This window comes from Corynebacterium nasicanis, from assembly GCF_042658165.1.
Classification (GTDB): domain Bacteria; phylum Actinomycetota; class Actinomycetes; order Mycobacteriales; family Mycobacteriaceae; genus Corynebacterium; species Corynebacterium nasicanis.
The window spans coordinates 1-14,988 of record NZ_JBHSQE010000007.1; the positions used below are offsets into that span (position 1 = coordinate 1).

The window sequence follows — 14,988 nt, forward strand, 5'->3', positions numbered from 1 at the left end:
GGGCGACCAGGTAGATACCGGCCTTGACCATCGCCGCGGAGTGGAGGTATGCGGAGACCGGGGTCGGGGCGGGCATCGCGCCGGGCAGCCAGAAATGCCCCGGGGCGATGGCGGACTTCGTGAGCGCACCCGCCAGGATGAGGACGATCGCCGCCGTGATGTGCGGGGTGTGGAGGATCTCGGCGAAGGCCGGGATCTCCGAGAGCCGCCAGATACCCGTCTGCCGCCCCAGGAGGATGATGCCCACCAGCATCGCCAGGCCGCCGAGGGTGGTCACCATGAGGGCCTGCCCGGCGGAGCGGCGGGAGGACGCGCGCTCGCCGTAGTACCCCACCAGCAGGAAGGACAGCACCGACGTGATCTCCCAGAAGATGTACATCAGGAGGAAGTTGTCGGAGGTGACCAGGCCGAACATCGCCATGGCGAAGGCGACCATCTGCGAACCGAAGACCGCCAGTCGCCGCGGGTTGGAGTCGAAGTACCCCCAGCAGTAGAACAACACCAGGGAACCCACGCCGAGGATGATGAGGCTGAACAGACCCGCGAGGGAATCCAGCCGGAACTCCAGGTTGAGGTGGGCCGCGGGCATCCATTCCCGGCCGAAACTCAAGGCGCCGCCGTCGGCGAAGGTCCCGGAGAGGAACAGGGAGAGCACCCAGAAGAAGCCCAGGGCCGGCACCAGGGCGAGAATGCCGAAGGCGGGCCGTCCCAGGGTGCGGATGAGGACGGGTGCGACCAGTGCGGCGATGGTCAGGGCAGCCAGAAGTAACAGCACGTCTGCGATGTTCCCTTCGCTTGGAGGCGGGCAGGACAAGGCGCAGACCGCGCGTCCCAAGATTGTCGTCGCCAACGTGCGTGCTGCCCCCAGCGGCACTGAGAAACACCCAAGATTAAGGCGGCGTCGATAGGCGGCGCGGCCAACGATAAGCCATTCTAACCGAAGGCTGTATATACGGTTCCGTTGCGGTCTGCGTGGGGGCACCTTGCGGCGGGCGCGGGCCCACCTTGGGTTGGCACGTGAACCTCACACGTCACAGCCGCCGACCTGGGGAAATCCCGGGTCGGCGGCTCGTTGACGTGCGAACGCCAGGGGCCTATCTACCCATAAATACGCTGGGCGCCCGACGCCAGGGCGGCGGCGATGGAGGCCTCATTGGTGGCGCCGAAGCCCATGGCCCAGGAGGTGCGGTTCTCGTTGTTCTGGTGGGCGACCTTGACGAAGGTGACGGTGGCCTCGAAGAGCTCGGTCTGGTGGAAGGCCAGGATCTCGACGTGGCGGCCGGCGTCGGCCAGCAGGTGGGAGGCGGCGGAGGTGGGGCCCATGGCGGTGATGTCATGGGTGGTGGTGGCCGGCTGCTCGGTCTTGGAGGTGCGGACCATCTCGGCGTGGAAGTGCTGCTGCCCGCCGCGGCCGCGGGTGGCCTCCAGGTGGGAGATGCGGATCTCGGCAGCGGGGGCGTAGGTGGCGATGAACAGGGGCCAGGCCATGCCGGCGGCCTCGTCGCGCATACCGCGGGGCAGACGATGCTCGGTGCCGAAACGCGCGGTGAAGGGGTCCTGCTGGATGTCAGCGGAAGCGTAGGAGGTGGTGGTGACGGGGGCAGAAGTTGCGTTGAACATGATGCGGTCCTTTAAAGGTCTTCGGAAGGAAGGATTTTCTTAAGTGGACCGACTCTTCAGCGGTGAAAAAGCTTAACGACTACTACCCCAGGGTGCGGGGAGTCAGTCCCTAGCCCGCACTGGGGTTCGTAGCCTCGGCTACTAGCTGAAGAGCGATGTTGGTGTACGTCACGGATGCCACTTTATGAGCTACGCCACCCCTTTGGCAACCCGTCGCCTGAAATTAACTTTCCGTTCACCCCCTGTCCTGGCCCCAGGCCTGCAGAAACGCGGCTTCCGCGATGGCCACGTTGATGATTTCGGAGGGGTCGACGGACTCGTCGGGGGAGTGGATGGTGGACTGCGGTTCCTCCACTCCGAACAGTGCGATTTCGGCCTCGGGGAAGGTCTCCTGCAGGGCGAGGGTGAGCGGGATGGAGCCCCCGGAACCGAGCGCCACGGCGTCCGCGGCGCCGTAGGCGTCCGCCAGGCAGCGTCGCAGCAGGGCCAGCGCCGGGCCGGAGGGGTCGGTGGAGAAGGGCTGGTTCTTCTCCTGCACGTCGATGTCGATGTGCGCGCCCCACGGGGTGTGGGCCTTGAGGTGCGCCACGAGGGCGTCCATGACCTCATCGGCGTCGAGCCCGGCGGGCACGCGCACGTTGAGCTTGGCGCTCGCGGTGGCGGGCACGGCGTTGACCGCCTCGGCCACCGGGGTGGAGGTGAAGCCCGTGACGGTCACCGCCGGGCGGGCCCACACCATGTCGGCGGGGGCGTCCTCGTCCGTGCCCATGATCTGCGTCCCTTCGAGCATCCCGGCGTCGCGGCGGAAATCCTCCGGCGGATAGGGCTCGCCCTCCCACTTCCGCAGGTTATCGACACCGTCGATCACCGTACGGCCGTGTTCGTCGCGGAGGGAATCCAGGATGCGCACCAGCGCGGCGACGGCATCCGGGGCGGCGCCGCCGAACTGGCCGGAGTGCAGCGGGGTGCGCAGGGTGTTCACCGTGACCACCACCTGCCCGCCGCCGCGCAGCGAGGTCGTCAGCGTCGGCACGCCGACGGCGGCATTGCCGGAGTCGGCGATGAGGATGACGTCGGCGCGGAACAGCTCCGGCTGCGTCTGCAGCAGGTGATCCAGGCCCTCGCCGCCCTGCTCCTCCGAGCCCTCGACCAGCACGATGAGACCCAGCTCCGTGCCGCCGAAGTCGTTGAGTGCGCGCAGCGCCGCCAGGTGCATGACCAGGTTGCCCTTGCAGTCCGCGGCGCCGCGGCCGTACCAGCGGCCGTCGCGCTCCGTCAGCTCGAAGGGCGGGGAGGTCCACAGGGAATGGTCACCCGCGGGCACGACATCGTGGTGGGAGTAGAGGAGGACGGTCGGCATCCCCGGGGCCGCTTCTCGACGCCCGATCACCGCCGTCGAACCATCGACGGTGTCGTGGGTGGTGACGGTGAGCCCGGCGTCGATAAGCGCCTGACGAGTCCAGGCAGCGGCTCCGGGGGCATCGGGTGCGCCGTGGACGGAGTCGAAGGCGACGATCTCGGAGAGGTCGCGGAAGAGGCGTTCGCGCTGTCCTTCTATATGGGTGCGGAGTTCGTTCATGCCGACCACGATACCGACGCCTTGCACTCGACCGCCCCGACTGCTAGAAACGGGTTAGCACTCAATTCGACTGAGTGCCAGAAATCGATGTCTTCAGCGGGTGAGGTTGGTTCACACTCACCGACCGTGCCGTCGCGGGCGCCTGTTGGAGTGCAGACGTGAGTGTCGTCCTATATCTATAAGGAGCACAAACACACATGGCAAAGATCATCGCCTTTGACGAGGAAGCACGTCGCGGCCTCGAGCGCGGTCTCAACACCCTGGCCGACGCCGTCAAGGTCACCCTGGGCCCCAAGGGCCGCAATGTTGTTCTCGAGCGTGGCTGGGGCGCCCCGGTCATCACCAACGATGGTGTGTCCATCGCCCGTGAGATCGAGCTGGAGGATCCCTACGAGAAGATCGGCGCGGAGCTGGTGAAGGAGGTCGCCAAGAAGACCGACGACGTCGCCGGCGACGGCACCACCACCGCCACCGTGCTGGCTCAGGCTCTCGTCCGCGAGGGTCTGCGCAACGTGGCTGCGGGTTCCAACCCGATGGGCATCAAGCGCGGCATCGAGCAGGCCACCGCCAAGGTGACCGAGGCTCTGCTGGCATCCGCCAAGGAGGTGGAGACCGAGGAGGAGATCGCCGCCACCGCGGGTATCTCCGCTGCTGACCCGTCCATCGGTGCGCAGATCGCCAAGGCCATGTACGCCGTCGGCGGTGGCGAGGTGAACAAGGATTCCGTCATCACCGTGGAGGAGTCCAACACCTTCGGCGTCGAGCTCGAGGTCACCGAGGGCATGCGCTTCGACAAGGGCTACATCTCCGGCTACATGGCCACCGACCTGGAGCGCGGCGAGGCTGTGCTCGAGGATCCGTACATCCTGCTGGTCTCCGGCAAGATCTCCAACATCAAGGATCTGCTCCCGCTGCTGGAGAAGGTCATGCAGTCCGGCAAGCCGCTGCTCATCATCGCCGAGGACGTCGAGGGCGAGGCCCTGTCCACCCTGGTCGTCAACAAGATCCGTGGCACCTTCAAGTCCGTCGCCGTCAAGGCCCCGGGCTTCGGCGACCGCCGCAAGGCGCAGCTGCAGGACATCGCCATCCTCACCGGTGGCCAGGTCATCGCCGAGGAGGTCGGCCTCTCCCTGGAGACCGCCGATCTGCCGCTGCTGGGCACCGCCCGCAAGGTTGTCGTGACCAAGGACGACACCACCATCGTCCAGGGTGCCGGCACCCCGGAGCAGATCGAGGGTCGCGTCAAGCAGATCCGCGCCGAGATCGAGAACTCCGACTCCGACTACGACCGTGAGAAGCTGCACGAGCGCCTGGCCAAGCTGGCCGGCGGCGTGGCCGTGCTCAAGGTCGGTGCCGCCACCGAGGTCGAGCTCAAGGAGCGCAAGCACCGCATTGAGGACGCCGTCCGCAACGCCAAGGCTGCTGTCGACGAGGGCATCGTCGCCGGCGGTGGCGTCGCGCTGCTGCAGGCCGCTGAGGTGCTGGTCGATGATCTCGGCCTCACCGGCGACGAGGCCACCGGCGTGCGCATCGTCCGCGAGGCGCTGTCCGCACCGCTCAAGCAGATCGCCCTCAACGCCGGCCTCGAGGCGGGCGTCGTGGCCGACAAGGTTGCCGGTCTGCCAGCCGGTCAGGGCCTCAACGCCGCCACCGGCGAGTACGTCGACCTCATGGCCGCGGGCATCAACGACCCGGTCAAGGTGACCCGCTCCGCTCTGCAGAACGCGGCCTCCATCGCCGCGCTGTTCCTCACCACCGAGGCTGTCGTGGCCAACAAGCCGGAGCCGGCTGGCGCTGGCATGCCGGAGGGTGCAGGCGACGCCATGGGCGGTATGGGCTTCTAGGAAGCTGCTTATCGACGCCCCGCCGGGGAGACCTTCGCAGGTCTCCCCGGCGGGGTTCCCCCTTTTCGGGGGTGGGGTGGGGAGATTGTGATTCTTTACGTTGGTGATTCGTCACTTTCAGCGGAAATTCAACCTGCGGGAAACCTTCGTTCACCTGTTATTGCCCCGTAATAATACGTTTGTGCAGGTCGTGCCGTTTGGCCTGCACAAATTGCGGAACTGACAGCAGTTTGACAGGGAAGGGTTACGGTCGCGTAATAATAAGTCTCATAGCGATACCACTTGACGGGGCGCAAACTTGTGACAGAATATTCCCCGTGACGCCCTGAGGGTGTCAGTCAAGAGTCAACTCGCTCCGGTTTTCCGCCGGATACATGCTCTCAAGGAGAAATCACATGGATCTCGACATCATCCAGGAGAACCTGGGCAACTTCGCCACCTTCGGCAAGAACATCGGCACCGCACTGCAGAGCATCCCGGCCCTGCTCAAGACCTTCTTCGAGTTCTTCGGCAACCTGGACAACCTGTCCGACAACACCCGCTTCGCCTCTTCCCTCCCGGTCGAGTCCGAGTAGTTTTCCGGCACCTGCCGAACTCCCTGGCCCGGCACTGAACTGCTGAGCCAGACACCCCACTCTTCAAAACTCTCAAGGAGATCTATCATGGCTGCACCGCAGACCCTCGATCACGGCACCGCATTCGACGCTTGGATTGGCCTGTCCTCCGGCTTCAAGTACGAGGGCGAGACCTACCCGACCCTCTTCTCCTACGTCTTCGGCTTCCTGAAGAACGCCGGCGACTGGGCAGACGCCGTCAACAAGCTCATCGGCCTGGTCAACTAGTACCGCGTTCCGATAGTTTCAAGGCCACTCCGACCCCTGCGGGTCGGAGTGTTGTCGATTCCGGGGGAGGGCGATGTTCAGCGCACCCCCAGCTGTGTCAGGGTCTAAGATTATGGTCATGGCTGAGCACAAGGACGACGAACTTCCCGTTATCGATCTCGCGAAGACGGAAGGGTATGTCGTCGACGACTCCGACGAAGATGATCCGGTGCTCCTGCGCCCGGACGGCACCCCCATCGAGACCTGGCGGGAAAACTACCCGTACGATACGCGGACGACGCGGGACGAGTACGAGATCACCAAGCGCAAGCTGCAGATCGAGCTGCTGAAGTGGCAGAACTGGACCAAGGACACCGGCCAGCGCCACATCATCCTCTTCGAGGGCCGCGACGCCGCCGGTAAGGGTGGCACCATCAAGCGTTTCAACGAGCACCTCAACCCCCGTGGTGCCCGCACCGTCGCCCTGGAGAAGCCCTCCCCGCGGGAGTCCACCTCCTGGTACTTCCAGCGCTACATCTCGCACTTCCCGGCCGCCGGCGAGATCGTCTTCTTCGACCGCTCCTGGTACAACCGTTCCGGCGTCGAGCGCGTCATGGGCTTCTGCACCGAGTCCCAGCACGCCGAGTTCCTCCGCGAGGTGCCGATGCTGGAGAACATGCTCCTCGGCTCGGGCATCTCCCTGACCAAGTTCTGGTTCTCCGTCACCCGCAAGGAGCAGCGCACGCGCTTCGCCATTCGGCAGGTCGATCCGGTGCGCCAGTGGAAGCTCTCCCCGATGGACCTCGCCTCCCTGGACCGGTGGGACGACTACACCCGGGCCAAGGAGGAGCAGTTCCGCTACACGGACACCGACGAGTCGCCGTGGATCACCATCAAGTCGAACGACAAGAAGCGCGCCCGCATCAACGCCATGCGCTACATCCTGTCGAAGTTCGAGTACACGAACAAGGACCATGAGGTTGTCGGTACGCCGGACCCGCTCATCGTGCTGCGGGGCCGCGACCAGATCGGCGACTGATCAGGCCCCGTCCTTCCGCAGCCCGCGCCAGATGATGTCGAAGCCCCGCTCCGAGCGGCGCTGCGCCTCGGGCGAGTCGTAGGGGATGCCGCGCACGGCGTACTGGAACAGCTGCACCCCGTAGATGGCGTCGACGGCCGCCTCGATGGTGGCGTCGTCGGCCTCGATCTCGCCGTTGCGCACAGCCTGCTGCAGTGCGGCCTGGAGGCGCGCGATGCGCCGGGAGGCGAAGGACTCCCAGTAGACCTTCTGCAGCTGGGGGTTGGACATCATCAGTTCCAGGTGCCGTCGGAAATCCCGGTTCGTGTACGTCTGCCCGACCGTCTCCCGGACGCGGTAGAAGAAGATCTCCTTGAGCGCGTCCCGGATCGGCCCGTGGAAGGTGTAGATGAGGTTCGCGCGGCCCCGGTCGAGGGCGGCGGCGATGAGTTCATTGACGCTCTTCCACCGCCGGTAAATAGCGGTCCGGGAGACCCCGGTGGCTTTGATCACCTCGCGGATGGTGACGGGCTTGCCCTCGTTGAGGAGGCGGGTGACGGCGTCGAGAATGAGCTCGTTGTAGCCTTCCTCGCGGGGGCGGCCGGGGCCGGAGCGCGGGGGCGTCGATTCTGTGAACTCGACTGCGTGAAAATTCACGGGGAATCCTTGGGTGTTCTTGATCCGGGGCGCGGCAGATGTGCGGGGCCGGGGCCGGGGAGTGGAAGTGCTGACTGGTCTCATCATGGGTGGCTGAGTTGTCTAGTTCAAGCACTTTGGCGATGTCCGACTCCCGCTGGCCGGTGCCGGTGGGGCGGTCGCCGGTGGGCTTATCGACGAGAATCTCGAAAAGTGCACGCCAGAGGGGGTCTGGCGGTCGCGGGGCCGCGTGAATGAAATTGCGGAACAATTGCCTGGCAGCGTGGGTGCGCGGGGCCCGGGAGTGTGCGGTGGGGTCGTGAGCCTTCGGCGACCTGCACTTTATGTTGTCAGACCACAGGCGGGTGGGCGGGGGAGGGGTTTTCAGGTTCTTTATGTTTGTGAGCCGCACGAATGCTCTTCCGATCGGCTGCAGCCTCAGGCGGGGCAAAGGTCATATTAAGGTTCGGGCCCGGGTCGCCCGGGCTCCCGCGACGGTGATTGCGAAACAGTGAGCAGAGCTATCCGGGGCGCGATAGTGCCGGTGCCAGGGTGGCGGGGCACTTATAGGTGCAGGTCACGGAGTTGCGGACGGGAGGCGTCGGGGGCTGCGTTCCTCAATCTTCCCCCCGATCATTACCCCCGCCTGAACGCCGCGGCGGCTGCAGGGTGCGCGGAAGGTGCAGGGCCGGACGCTCGCGGGGCGCGCAGCGCCTCCGTCCGCCCTTCCGAGGTCGCCCGGTCTCGCAATTGCGTTGGAGTTCCCGCAACCTGCGAACTTAACGTCTAGCCGATGGGAAAAGGACCCGCCTTTCCCAGCAGACATCGAGTTCGGCCGCACCGGGTTTCCAGGAAGACCTCCGCACCGGCCCTCCCTCCCGACAGAAAGTCGAGTCTCCGAGATGAACACTCTCGCTCAGCGCTCCGCATCCGTCCTGGCCGTCGCCGGCCTCTCCCTCGGCCTGGTGGCCCTCGGCGCCCCGGGTGCCCTGGCCGCCGATCCGGAGCCGGCCGCGGCCACCGCCCCGGCCTCCCTCGTCGACTTCGCCGCCTCCGGCTCCATCACCGTGGTCAAGTCCACGGACGCGCAGGCCGCGACCCACGACACCGGCAACGCCGGGCACTACACGCCGGAGAACCCGCTGGCGGGCGTCACCTTCGAGCTGTTCCGCGTCATGGAGATCAAGAACGCCGCGGACTTCCAGACCGCTGCGGGCTACACCGTGGCCACCGCCCCGGCGGGTACCTCGCTGGGCGCCCGGACCACGGGCGCCGACGGCACCGTCTCCTGGGACAGCCTCCCGGTGGGCCTGTACCTGGTCAAGGAGACCGCGGCGCCGGAGGGCGTGTCCAAGGCCGCCGACTACCTCGTCTACCTCCCGATGACCAATCCCGCCGACACCACCCGCTGGAACTACGACGTGGTCACCTACCCGAAGAACTCCCGCTCGGAGACGACCAAGACCGTCGATGACGCAGACCGGAACGTCGGCGACGAGATCGCGTACACCATCACCTCGGATATCCCCGTGGTCACGCAGAACAACGTCACCAAGTACGAGGTCCACGACCAGCTCGACGGCGAGAACCTGGCGACCTCGCCCGAGCAGGTCTCCGTCGTCGTGGCCGGGCAGACCCTCGTCCCGGGCGTCGACTACACCGTCACCGTCTCCGCGGAGCAGAAGGTCGAGGTGGTCTTCCAGGCCGCCGGGCTGACGAAGCTGACCGAGGCCAAGAAAGCGGACGTCGCCGCCAAGGTCGTCACCACCATCAAGGCCACGGTCAAGGCGATCGGTGCCACCGACGGCGTCGCCACGAACCAGGCGACGGTCTTCCACAACAACCCGTACAACACGAACGAGACCGACGAGCGCCCCTCCGGCGAGGTCACCACCTACTGGGCGAAGCTGCGCGTGCTCAAGCAGGGCGCCGCGGACAAGGCCCTCGAAGGTGCCGAGTTCGAGCTCTACCGCTGCGCCTCGAAGGCGGAGCTGGGGCAGAAGGTGAGCATCGGGGCCGTCTCCACCTGGACCACCGGCGCGGACGGCACCCTGGTCATCGACGGCCTGCATGTGACCGACGTGGAGAACTCCACCCAGCTGATCGACAAGACCTACTGCCTCGTCGAGGTCAAGGCCCCCGCCGGCTATGAGCTGCTCACCGAGCCGGTCGAGGTCAAGCTCGCCCAGGCCGACCGCACCCGCCTCGGTGACGACGCCTTCGCCGTCTCCGTGGAGAAGACCATTCAGAACATCCCCTCCAACCAGCCGAAGCTGCCGCTCACCGGTGGCATGGGTATCGGCATCTTCGCCGGTCTGGCTGCCGCGCTCGTCGCTGTGGGCTCCTGGCTGGCCAAGCGTCAGCCCCGCGCCTGATCGTCGATAATGGGCATTCACACGCGGCGCCGCCGCTCCCTCCTGCTGCCGATCACGGTGATTCTGGCCGGCCTGCTGGCCCTGGTGTATCCCGTGGTGGCCACGCAGTGGAACAACCTGCGGCAGCAGGAGGCCGCGGCGGCCTACGCCCGGCTCGAGCAGGAGGCTGAGCCCTCGGCACTGGCCGCGGCGCTCGCGGACGCGCGCGCCTACAACCAGGAGCGCACGCCGGGGCCGATCCTCGACCCCTGGCTCGCGCGCATCACCGAGGACAACGCCGACTACCAGGGCTATCTGGCCCAGCTGCATGAGCTGGAGACCATGGCGCGTCTGGTGGTGCCCAGCGCGGGCGTCGATCTGCCCGTCTACCACGGCACCTCCGAGGAGGTGCTCGACAAGGGCGTCGGCCACCTCTACGGCTCCGACCTGCCGGTCGGCGGCCCCGGATCCCATGCCGTGCTCACCGCCCACACCGGGCTGACCACGGCGACGCTCTTCGACAATCTTATCGACGCCCGCGTCGGCGACCCCATCTACCTGCAGATCTCCGGGGAGAAGCTCAAATATGAGGTCCATGACACCCGGGTCGTGCTGCCGGAGGAGACCGAGAGCCTCGCGCAGGCCGCGGGGGAGGATCTGCTCACGCTCATCACCTGCACCCCCTACGGGGTCAACACCCACCGTCTGCTCGTGCACGCCCACCGCGTGCCCCTCGACGATGACACCGCGGTCTTCGACAGGAGCGGACTCACCTGGCAGTGGTGGATGTGGGCGATGCTCGCGGGTGCTGTCGTCATCCTCCTGGGCCTGCTCGCCTGGCTCCGCTGGCAGCTGCGGGGAGGCCACGATGTGGTCTGATCGCCTGCGCCGTTTCCTGTGCGCGCTGCTGTGCGCGTTGTGTGTGGGGGTCGTCCCCGCCCACGCCGCGACCATCGTCGGTGACACCGGCGGCCTCGTCGCCGCCGACGTCGTCGACACGACCGGCACGCTCACCCTCACCCTCGACCCCGGCAACCCCCACGATGACCCGCCGCCCGGCCCGGTCGCGGGCGTCGAGTTCACCGCCCGGCGCCTCGCCGGCGTCGACCTGCGTACCGACGCCGGCTGGTTCCAGGCCCGCGCCACGACCCCGGCCCAGGCGGCCGCCGCCCCGCACGACGTCGTGCGCACCGCGATGAGCGACTCTCGCGGAGTCGCCGTGTTCCACGGACTCCCGGTCGGCCTCTACCTGGTCACCGCGGTGGCCCCGTCCGAGGTGCGGCGCGTGCCGCAGGACCTGCTGCTCACCGTCCCCGTCGGGCAGTTGAGCGCGTGGAGCTACGACGTGCTCATCAACGTGAAATACCGACCCGAACATCCCGTCGTTCCGGTGGTACCGGTCCTGCCCACCTGGCAGCCGCCGACGACCCCGGTGGAGAGCCCGCCGGAGGGCGGTGCCGGCTCGCTGCCCGTGACGGGCGCCAGCGTGCTCATCGCGCTCGGCACCGCCCTGGCGCTGGTGGTCTCCGGCACCGCGCTGCTTGTGAGCAACCGCCGACGCATCAACGAGAAGGCCTGACCATGAGAACCTTGACTATCCCCCTGAGCCTGCTTTGCGCGCTGCTTCTCCTGCTGGGAATGGTGGCCCTCAGCCTGCCGGCGGCGTCCGCGCAGGAGGAGCCGACGGAGGAGGCGGAGGTGGTGGCGGAGACGGTGGAGACGGAGCCGGCGGAGGCCCTCGAGCCGCTCGCCGCCCTGGCCGCCCCCGTCGAGCCGGAAGCCCTCGAGCCGCTCACCGCCCTGGCCGCCCCCGCCCCGCAGGGGCAGTTCTTCGACGGCTACTGGGAACAGAATCCCGTGGTCCCCAACCCGCCGATGCCGCAGCGCTGCGGGCTCAACATCGCGCTGGTCTTCGACCTCTCCAACTCCATCGGTGACACCGGCCTCGCCCAGTCCAAGGCCGCGGGCAACGCCTTCATCGAGGGGTTGAAGAACACCCCCACGACCCTCGGTGTCTACAACTTCGCCACCCTGGCGCCCACGCAGAATGTCACGGACAAGCCGCAGCTCGACCTGAGCACGGACGCCGGGGTGAGCGCCGCCCGGCAGGCGATGACGGACCTGCGCCTGCCCACCCGGGTGGGCGACGACCGCGGTGGCACCAACTGGGAGGGGGCGCTGAAGAACGTCGCGGCCTCCGGGGTGAGCTACGACGTCGTCTACTTCATCACCGACGGCGTGCCCACCACCAACAACGCCCTCTACCCGGGTACCGATTACGGCGCCATCACCCACAACATCGACATCACCCGCGCCATCACCGCCGCCAACACCCTCAAGGCGGGCGGGACGCGCCTCGAGGTCATCGCCGTGAAAATGCCCATCGTCGGAGTCTCGGTCCTGCAGGACAACGTGCAGGAGGGATACAACAGTCACGGCGCCCTGCTGCCCTTCTCGGAGTCGACGACGTGGGGGTGGGACAGCACCAACCAGGTGTACTTCTACGACTACTCCGGCAATCTCACCTACGTGTTTGTGCCCCAGGCGTACTGGTATCTCTTCAGTGACGCCGTCCGCGACGGAGCGCTCACCTACGACGAGACCACCAGCGGGACCGGCCGCTACTACTACCTCACGGGGGCGGATGCCACCGCCGCGCCCGCCCACCGCTGGGCCTTCTACTGGGGTTCGGAGGAGTACAAGTTCCGGATGTACCAGCACCGGCTGGCCAAGCCGAGCGCGCTCTCCGTGGCGACCTCGCTGACCGGCAATGCGGCGGACATCCTCGCGCTGCGCTCCTATGATGAGCTCGCCGCGCAGCTGCGCGAGGCGGCGGTGGCGATCTGCGGTGGCACGGTGATCGTCGAGAAGCAGCTTGTCGACGCCCACGGCACCCTCCTCTCCCCGGGCGCGAACTGGCAGTTCACCGCCGATGACGTGCGTTCCACCGACCCCGCGCACCCGATCTACCTCGTCGACGAGAACGCGATCAGGGTGGCGACGGCCAGCGGCACCACCGATGCCGAGGGGCGCGCGCAGTTCGCCGTGAAGACGGACACGCCGCACCGCTCCGGCAGCGTGCGCATCACCGAGACCCAGGCGGAGAAGCACCTCCTGCGGCAGCAGGGCGGGAAGAACGCCGTGTGCCACGACAAGAACGACCGCCCGGTGCCGGTGAGCAACGACGGTGACCTGGGCTTCCGTGTCGACATCGCGACGGATCAGACCATCTCGTGCGTGGTGCAGAACATGAAGGACGACTACCGTTTCTCCGTGTCCAAGTCGGCCCAGCCGACCACGCCCGTCGCCTTCGACGGCACCCTCACGGCGCGCTATGAGATCACCGTGCGCAACGAGGGCGACGCCGAGGCGCGGCTGCGCGACCCCGTCCTCGACCGGGTCACCTACCCCGCGGGGTTCCAGGTCACCGGGGTGGAATTTCTTCTCGACGGCCGCGTGATCGACGGCGTCACCCGGACCCCGGAGGGCTACGTCCTCCCGGCCACCGCCCTGGGGTCCTTCCCGGCCCGGGGAGCGAAGAAAATCGAGGTCCGCGTGCAGGGCACCGCGGGTGACACGGCCGTGCGCGACATCCTCGCCGGCGCGCACGAGCGCTGCGAGACGCCGGCCACCGCCACCCCGCGTAGCCTGCACAACTCTGTCTCCCTCGTCGGCGACGAGGACGAGACGGACAACCACGCCTGCACCGACCCGGAGCAGCCGGGGATGCGTATCGACAAGTCACTCGACGGCGAGATCGGCCGCGCGGAGGACGGGACCCGCACCGTCACCTACCTGGTGACGGTGGACAACACCGGCGGCATCGACCGCACCTACGATCTCAGCGACACCCCCGGCTTCGCTGAATCGGTGCGCATCGAGTACGCGACCATCACCGGCCAAGGCACGGACAGGGTCGAGGGGGCGGGACCTTACCGCCTCGCGGAGAAGCGGGAGATCGCCGCTGGCGCCACGCACACCTACCGGGTCACCGTGCACTTCCGCGGACCCACCGGCGACATCACCCGGAACCAGGAATGCTCCACCGAAGGGGCCGGCCACGGCCTGTTCAATCGCGTCGAGCTGACCTCGGGCGTGCTCAGCGAGGACGATGACGCCTGCGCCCCCGTCCCCGCGCCGGAGAAGGTGTCCCTGCGCCTGGTCAAGGTGGGTGCCGACGACCTGACCACCCCGCTGGCCGGGGCCGCCTTCGCCGTGCATGCCGTCCACCCCGACGGCACCCTCGGGGCCCATGTCACTGACCTCCGCGCGGGCGGCGACGGCTTCCACTCCGGCACTCTCGACGCCGACCGCGAGTACTTCCTCGTGGAGACCCGCTCGCCGCAGGCCTACCAGCTGCTCACCACGCCGGTGAAGGTGAAGGTCGCCCTGTCCGCCGCGGGCCCGCGTCTGGAGATCCTCAACGCGGCGGACGCGGTGAGTGCCACCGTCGGTGACGCGGACGGCGACACGGTCGTGCTGCAGGTCGCGGACATCCGCATCGGGTCCCTGCCCAAGACCGGCGGCCCGGGTGTCGGCACCTTCGCCCTGCTGGCAGGGGTCCTCCTGGGGGCCGGAGTGTGGCTCACCCGGAGGGTGCTGTCAACCGGTAGTTTGACCGGAAAGGGCGTTTCTGTGGATAACGGGTAGTTATCCACAGGCCGCGTTGCGTGCTTCTCGACGGCTGCGTGTTTCCGGTTTAGTGTCCGGGGCATGAACACCCTCGACGCGCTGGCAGCCCTGCGGGCAATGACCGTCCTGGAGGACCTCTCCTCCCAGACGGTCACCCGCGCGCAGCTGGATGCCCTCGGGGTTCGCGATGCGTTGCTGTGGGAGAAGCTGGCTTTCACCTACTACGGGGCCACCAGGTACAAGAAACTCCAGCAGGCCGCACGGGAGGCGGCAGCGGAGTTGTCGCTGGATGCGGTCATCGTCATCGAAAAACACCTCCGCTCACTCCTCCGGGGTGCCTCGATGACCGTGGAGGAACTGCGCGTGCAGCTGTGTGGTTTGCGCGGCACGGTCGCGGAGATCGACCGGGCCCCAGCCACCCGGGTGCGCGACCTCAACCGCACGGTCAAAGATGCCGCGGCGAAGGCCTACGGGAAACGCGCGT

The 14,988-nt window shown here is 67.4% G+C and carries 13 protein-coding genes; 9 read left to right on the forward strand and 4 right to left on the reverse strand.

Going from position 1 to position 14,988, the window contains the following annotated elements; genetic code table 11:
• The 3 genes from ACFPUZ_RS08350 to ACFPUZ_RS08360 form a co-directional block, all read right to left on the reverse strand.
• Positions 1-775 (reverse strand): proton-conducting transporter transmembrane domain-containing protein (locus tag ACFPUZ_RS08350; RefSeq protein WP_377001466.1); only part of this gene is annotated, 775 nt, incomplete at its 3' end.
• A 323-nt stretch (positions 776-1,098) separates the two neighbouring features.
• Positions 1,099-1,620 carry an acetyl-CoA acetyltransferase gene (locus tag ACFPUZ_RS08355; RefSeq protein ID WP_377001467.1) on the reverse strand — a complete coding sequence of 174 codons (522 nt, stop codon included), beginning with the start codon at positions 1,618-1,620 and terminating at the stop codon, positions 1,099-1,101.
• Between the two features lie 235 nt (positions 1,621-1,855).
• Positions 1,856-3,199 (reverse strand): dipeptidase, encoded by a 1,344-nt coding sequence (locus tag ACFPUZ_RS08360; protein ID WP_377001468.1) that lies wholly within the window; start codon positions 3,197-3,199, stop codon positions 1,856-1,858.
• A 197-nt stretch (positions 3,200-3,396) separates the two neighbouring features.
• On the opposite strand from ACFPUZ_RS08360, the gene groL reads away from it, so the two are divergent.
• From groL to ppk2, 4 genes are all read left to right on the forward strand, one after another.
• Positions 3,397-5,043 (forward strand): chaperonin GroEL, encoded by a 1,647-nt coding sequence (gene groL, locus ACFPUZ_RS08365; protein WP_377001469.1) that lies wholly within the window; start codon positions 3,397-3,399, stop codon positions 5,041-5,043.
• Positions 5,044-5,438: 395 nt separating this feature from the next.
• On the forward strand, positions 5,439-5,618 hold the full coding sequence (locus ACFPUZ_RS08370) for a PorH family porin (RefSeq protein ID WP_377001470.1): 180 nt from the start codon (positions 5,439-5,441) through the stop codon (positions 5,616-5,618).
• Positions 5,619-5,705: 87 nt separating this feature from the next.
• A complete protein-coding gene (locus ACFPUZ_RS08375) occupies positions 5,706-5,885 on the forward strand; it encodes a hypothetical protein (protein ID WP_377001471.1) in 180 nt (59 codons plus the stop codon).
• Positions 5,886-6,003: 118 nt separating this feature from the next.
• Positions 6,004-6,903, forward strand: coding sequence for a polyphosphate kinase 2 (gene ppk2 / locus ACFPUZ_RS08380; RefSeq protein WP_377001472.1), 900 nt, complete (start codon positions 6,004-6,006; stop codon positions 6,901-6,903).
• On the opposite strand, the gene ACFPUZ_RS08385 is transcribed toward ppk2, so the two are convergent.
• Positions 6,904-7,539 carry a TetR/AcrR family transcriptional regulator gene (locus ACFPUZ_RS08385; RefSeq protein WP_377001473.1) on the reverse strand — a complete coding sequence of 212 codons (636 nt, stop codon included), beginning with the start codon at positions 7,537-7,539 and terminating at the stop codon, positions 6,904-6,906.
• Between the two features lie 881 nt (positions 7,540-8,420).
• On the opposite strand from ACFPUZ_RS08385, the gene ACFPUZ_RS08390 reads away from it, so the two are divergent.
• From ACFPUZ_RS08390 to ACFPUZ_RS08410, 5 genes are all read left to right on the forward strand, one after another.
• On the forward strand, positions 8,421-9,893 hold the full coding sequence (locus ACFPUZ_RS08390) for a SpaH/EbpB family LPXTG-anchored major pilin (protein WP_377001474.1): 1,473 nt from the start codon (positions 8,421-8,423) through the stop codon (positions 9,891-9,893).
• A gap of 9 nt (positions 9,894-9,902) precedes the next feature.
• Positions 9,903-10,751: a class C sortase gene (locus ACFPUZ_RS08395; protein ID WP_377001475.1), complete on the forward strand. Its 849-nt coding sequence runs from the start codon at positions 9,903-9,905 to the stop codon at positions 10,749-10,751.
• Positions 10,741-11,451: an isopeptide-forming domain-containing protein gene (locus ACFPUZ_RS08400; RefSeq protein ID WP_377001476.1), complete on the forward strand. Its 711-nt coding sequence runs from the start codon at positions 10,741-10,743 to the stop codon at positions 11,449-11,451. Before ACFPUZ_RS08395 ends, ACFPUZ_RS08400 begins: the two co-directional genes overlap by 11 nt.
• Positions 11,452-11,453: 2 nt before the next feature.
• Positions 11,454-14,522 (forward strand): SpaA isopeptide-forming pilin-related protein, encoded by a 3,069-nt coding sequence (locus tag ACFPUZ_RS08405; protein WP_377001477.1) that lies wholly within the window; start codon positions 11,454-11,456, stop codon positions 14,520-14,522.
• A gap of 63 nt (positions 14,523-14,585) precedes the next feature.
• On the forward strand, positions 14,586-14,988 hold a 403-nt coding region (locus ACFPUZ_RS08410; RefSeq protein ID WP_377001478.1), incomplete at its 3' end, for a hypothetical protein.